Below are 3,661 nucleotides of genomic sequence, written 5' to 3'. Positions count from 1 at the left end.
CCTACCTGCTGAAGCAGCGTTTCAACAGGTGTGCCAAGACGCACCCAGTAGTTGCCTGGTGTGCTGATGGCATCTCCCGTCAAGGTGACAATTCGCTCGACCAAAGGTTTGCCATCACGTACGGCGTATAGCGCTGCCAGCAGTGTGCCGGGGTTGTGGCAGAGAACACCGACATCGGCAGGAAGGCCACCACTGGGAACATCGAGGTTGAGCAGTTTCTTGATCAATTGGCGCTCACCACCGCTGGGATAGCGGGTCTCGATGACTTTCATCGTTATGCTCACTGGATGCTGGCAGTCAGACTGTTGAAAGTGAGCGAGCGCCTCCTTTAATGCATGGATCGCTTCGGGCTTATTATCTTCAATTCCCACCACAACCTGATGGGCACCGCAGAGCCTAGCGACCATTTGCGCGCCTTCCAGTATCTCGGTTGGATAGTGGCGAAGAGCCAAGTCGTCTGCGGTGATATACGGCTCGCATTCGGCGGCGTTGATGACGAGCGTATCAATGCGCTGATGATCCGCTATTTGGGCTTTGATATAAGCGGGAAAACCGGCACCACCAAGGCCTACTAGCCCGCAGCTATCTAGTCTATCAATGATCGCTTGGTGGTCTTCGCTACGCCAGTCAAGCGAGGGCAGCAGTTGCCAGCGGTCTAAGCCATCGGCGTCGATGGTGATGGCGGTATCACTAATCTGAGTCACTGTCCCGCTAATACTGGCGTGCAGGTTGGCTGATACCATGCCATCTCGCTGGGCAATCAGGCTACCCACCTGAACCGCATCATCGATAGCAACACAGGGGATCGCGGGATTACCTGAATGCTGTTTCAGCGGAAGTGTTACCCGGGCAGGCAGCGTCGCGTTGCGAAGCGGCGATTGGTTCGAGCGATCTTTTCGTTCGGGCGGAGTAATGCCACCTGGGAATTCATAGGCCGGCATGCTGGCTCCTGGTTAGCTGGCGATCGCTGGCGATTAAAGGTGCTATGGTGACGACAGGCTGCCATTGGTTGAGAGGCTTGCTTCTGGGCAACATATCAATACAGTCTACGGGGCAGGGTGCAACGCACAAATCGCAGCCGGTGCATTCATCTTCTATCACCGTATGCATTTGCTTTGCAGCGCCAATAATGGCATCCACCGGACATGCTTGAATGCACTTAGTGCAGCCAATGCACTCGGCTTCACGAATAAATGCGACGGTATCTTCGGTGGCTGCTTCGCCATCCAGTGGCACAGGCTCTCGGCCTAATAAGTCTGCTAATGCGTGAATAGTCGCTTCGCCGCCAGGCGGGCACTTATTCAAAGCATCGCCCTGATTGATGGCTTCGGCATACGGCCGACAGCCTGGGTAGCCGCACTGGCCACATTGGGTTTGCGGTAACAGTGCATCAATCTGCTCTACCAGCGGGTTCTCTTCGCCCTTGAAACGCACACTGGCCATTCCCAGCAGCGCTCCAAACGTGATGCCTATTCCGGTCAACACACCCACTGCACTGAGAATGCCCCACCAAGAAAATATGTCTCCCATGGCGGTTACCCCTGCGCTAAACCTGAAAAGCCGAGAAAGGCTAGTGACATAAGACTGGCGGTGACCATTGCAATGGCAGCGCCTCTAAACGGGGTTGGTATATCAGCATTGGCCAATCGCTCGCGCATCGCGGCGAACAGCACCAAAATCATCGAAAAACCTAGCGCAGCACCCAGGCCATAGAGAGTCGTATGAAAGAAACTCAGCTCACGGTTAAGCGATAACAGGGCAACACCAAGTACCGCACAATTAGTCGTAATCAGCGGTAGAAAGATCCCCAGCACTTGATGCAATAGGGGGCTGAGTTGACGCACCATGATTTCGGTAAATTGCACGACGGCGGCAATAACAACGATAAAGCTGATAGTGCGAAGATAAGTAACGTCCAAGGGTACAAGTAAGCCATGATAGACCGCATAACTAGCGGCAGATGCTAGTGTCAGCACGAACGTCGTCGCTAGCGACATACCCATCGCGGATTCCAGCTTATTGGAAACCCCCATAAACGGGCAGAGCCCTAAAAACTGTACCAATACGAAGTTGTTGACCAGCGCAGTGCTGACCAAAATCAAGAAGAGTTCATTCATAGCGGCGTATTGTGCGCAGAAAAATCGTTGCTGGCTAGTGGGAGAAGCGCTATGGCTCACTATTGACCAGAAATAAGTACTTAGTCAGCAGAACTTGCTACCGCTCTCCTGTTGCCCATCTTCGAAAATGACGGCTGGGGCAAGCTCAGGCATTGGTCATGAGACCGTTTTAATCCTGTCATCAAAGCTACATCATCTCTGCATACCCTCATCCAAATTAAAATCAGCTAGGGAGGGGGAACACATGTCGACTTCAGGAGTTGTCTTACCGACGCAGGGGGAGCGCCCAGGGACGTCGCAATGGCTATCATGGTTAATTGTCATTGGACTGGTTTATTTGTTGTTAGCTGCGGTGGGGGCTATCGGAGACGGTTTTAAGGCTGCTACCGCAAGCAATGCTAAGGAGCTATTTTCATTTGCTACTAATCCAATGATTGGGTTAGTTATCGGAGTTGTCGCAACTGCGCTAATTCAGAGCTCAAGCACGGTGACAGCCATCATTGTGGGGATGGTGGCGGGTGGTTTGCCAGTCAGTATTGCGATTCCGCTCATCATGGGCGCCAATATTGGTACTTCGCTGACCAGCACTATCGTTAGTTTAGGTCATGTGCGTAGTGGTGAGGAATTTCGCCGCGCCTTCTCTGCGGCGACGGTGCACGATGCGTTCAATATCGTTGCCGTGGCTATACTGCTTCCGTTAGAAATGATGTTTGGTTTTTTAGAAAAAACCTCTGCCTTGCTGGCGGGCTTTTTTGTTAGCGATGCCAGCGTCGACATGAAAAGCGTCAATTTCATGAAAATGGCGATTTCACCGGCGACCGACTTGCTGAGCGCCTCGGTATCGTGGCTGCCGAATCCGATCTGGATGGGCGTTGCTATGATTGTTATTGGGGTGGCACTCATCCTCTTTGTGGTAACGGCGATTGGTAAAGTATTGCGCAAGGTAATGGTGGGTAAGGCGCGTGACATCATGCATGCAAGCGTGGGGAGAGGGCCTGTCTCTGGTATGTGTTCGGGGGCAATCATTACGCTGTTGGTGCAGTCGTCCTCTACCACCACAGCATTGATTGTGCCACTTGCTGGCACTGGCGTGTTTAATCTCAGGCAGGTCTATCCGTTCACATTAGGTACCAATGTGGGGACTTGTATCACTGCGTTGCTCGCTGCAACGGCGATAAGTGGCCCAACGGCGGTACTGGCTATGCAGATTGCCTTGGTGCATCTGATGTTTAACCTAGTGGGGATACTGGTCATATACGGCCTACCTTTCTTACGTGGTATTCCGCCTAGCATTGCCACTGGCCTTGCGGAGCTGGCACAGAAAAACAAACTCTATGTGGTGGCTTATATTTTAGGTGTTTTCTTTGTGCTGCCATTGCTCCTGATCGGGGCGAGCCAGTTGTTTTGATCTAAGGGGATGGAATTGGTATGAGTTCACAACGCAGAATTGAGACAGAAGCACGTATTCGCGAACTACGTGAATCGATTGATGAGCTGGAAGCGCAGTTGGCTGAGGCGTCCACCCAGGAGCGGGAAGAGCATGA

The 3,661-nt window shown here is 52.5% G+C and carries 4 protein-coding genes; 1 reads left to right on the top strand and 3 read right to left on the bottom strand.

Annotated elements, in window-relative coordinates:
* From rsxC to rsxA, 3 genes are all read right to left on the bottom strand, one after another.
* Positions 1–941 (bottom strand): electron transport complex subunit RsxC (rsxC, locus tag INT22_RS20835; protein ID WP_226912644.1); only part of this gene is annotated, 941 nt, incomplete at its 3' end.
* Positions 928–1,530 (bottom strand): electron transport complex subunit RsxB, encoded by a 603-nt coding sequence (gene rsxB / locus INT22_RS11380; RefSeq protein ID WP_095603302.1) that lies wholly within the window; start codon positions 1,528–1,530, stop codon positions 928–930. The genes rsxB and rsxC, both read right to left, overlap by 14 nt.
* A gap of 5 nt (positions 1,531–1,535) precedes the next feature.
* Positions 1,536–2,117 carry an electron transport complex subunit RsxA gene (gene rsxA, locus INT22_RS11375; RefSeq protein ID WP_193060190.1) on the bottom strand — a complete coding sequence of 194 codons (582 nt, stop codon included), beginning with the start codon at positions 2,115–2,117 and terminating at the stop codon, positions 1,536–1,538.
* 244 nt (positions 2,118–2,361) lie between these two features.
* Here rsxA and INT22_RS11370 point away from each other — a divergent pair, with 244 nt between their 5' ends.
* Complete coding sequence (locus INT22_RS11370) at positions 2,362–3,525, top strand: Na/Pi symporter (protein WP_089038452.1); 1,164 nt, start codon at positions 2,362–2,364, stop codon at positions 3,523–3,525.
* Positions 3,526–3,661: the final 136 nt, after the last annotated feature.

It is taken from the genome of Halomonas sp. 3D7M (assembly GCF_014897885.1).
GTDB lineage: Bacteria > Pseudomonadota > Gammaproteobacteria > Pseudomonadales > Halomonadaceae > Vreelandella.
The sequence above is the reverse complement of the archived record's forward strand: the minus strand, read 5'-3'. Positions and strand labels throughout refer to the sequence as shown.